This is a genomic window from Mycobacterium sp. WUMAC-067 (assembly GCF_020217485.1).
Lineage (GTDB): Bacteria > Actinomycetota > Actinomycetes > Mycobacteriales > Mycobacteriaceae > Mycobacterium.
The window spans coordinates 1-833 of record NZ_JAEKMI010000166.1; the positions used below are offsets into that span (position 1 = coordinate 1).

Sequence of the window (833 nt, forward strand, 5' to 3'; positions counted from 1 at the left end):
ACGCCGCGGGTGATCATGGCGCACACGGATTTTCCCGCGGCGACGGCTTGGCTGGGATCTTTGAAGCTGATGCCGACGGTGTGCAGGTCGGACAGGAAGGATCCGTTGTTGTCATCGGCGGGCGGCTCGTCTTCGCCGGGGGTGGCGTGTGCCGGTGCCGCGATGGTGATGCCTATCGATACGCCGAGCAGCGCGAGCAGCCATTTCATGAAGCCTCCTTCGGTGCGTTGCAAGGTGGTGGTTAGCCGAGCTGGGGTTCGGGTTGTGCGGCCGCGGGTGCGGGTTCGTCGTTGACGTGCACGGCGTGCACGCCGGGTGTGGTTCGTAGTTGGGCGACCAGGTCGTCGAGGCCGGCTTCGTCGACGTTCCAGTGCTGTACCTGGTCGGGCATTTGTTGTAGTTGGGCGATGATGCGGTCGAGTTTGACTGGTTGGGTGCGGCGTTGGCCGGTGATCGCACGGGTGTGGATGGCGGTGGTGGTGTTGATGATGCGGGCGGCGGGCCCGCCCAGTGCGCCGCCGGCCAGGCTGCCCAGGGTGGCGTCGTTGACCAGCTCGGCGGGAAAACCGGCCGCGGCGGCCGCGGCGGCGGTGGTGGTGGCCGGTAGGGCGGTGGAGGCCAGCCGGATGGCGGGGGCGGCGCTGGCCCAGCTCGAGGGCACCGACAGCTTTCCCACGGTGGGTGCGCTGCCCAGCACCGCGGACACGGGCCGCACCGGGATGCCGGCGCCAAGACCTGCGGGTGAGGCCAGACCGGCACCCAACGATGCTTTGGGCATGCCGGCGCTCCAGGGGGCATAGACGAAGGCGCCCTTCCATTCCGAGACGCCCAGC

At 69.1% G+C, this 833-nt stretch carries 2 protein-coding genes; both read right to left on the reverse strand.

Going from position 1 to position 833, the window contains the following annotated elements:
- A partial coding sequence (locus tag JF781_RS28025) for a DUF732 domain-containing protein (protein WP_225341364.1) occupies positions 1 to 209 on the reverse strand: 209 nt, incomplete at its 3' end.
- A 32-nt stretch (positions 210 to 241) separates the two neighbouring features.
- Positions 242 to 833: PE/PPE C-terminal domain-containing protein (locus JF781_RS28030; protein ID WP_225341365.1), on the reverse strand; the 592-nt coding region annotated here is incomplete at its 5' end.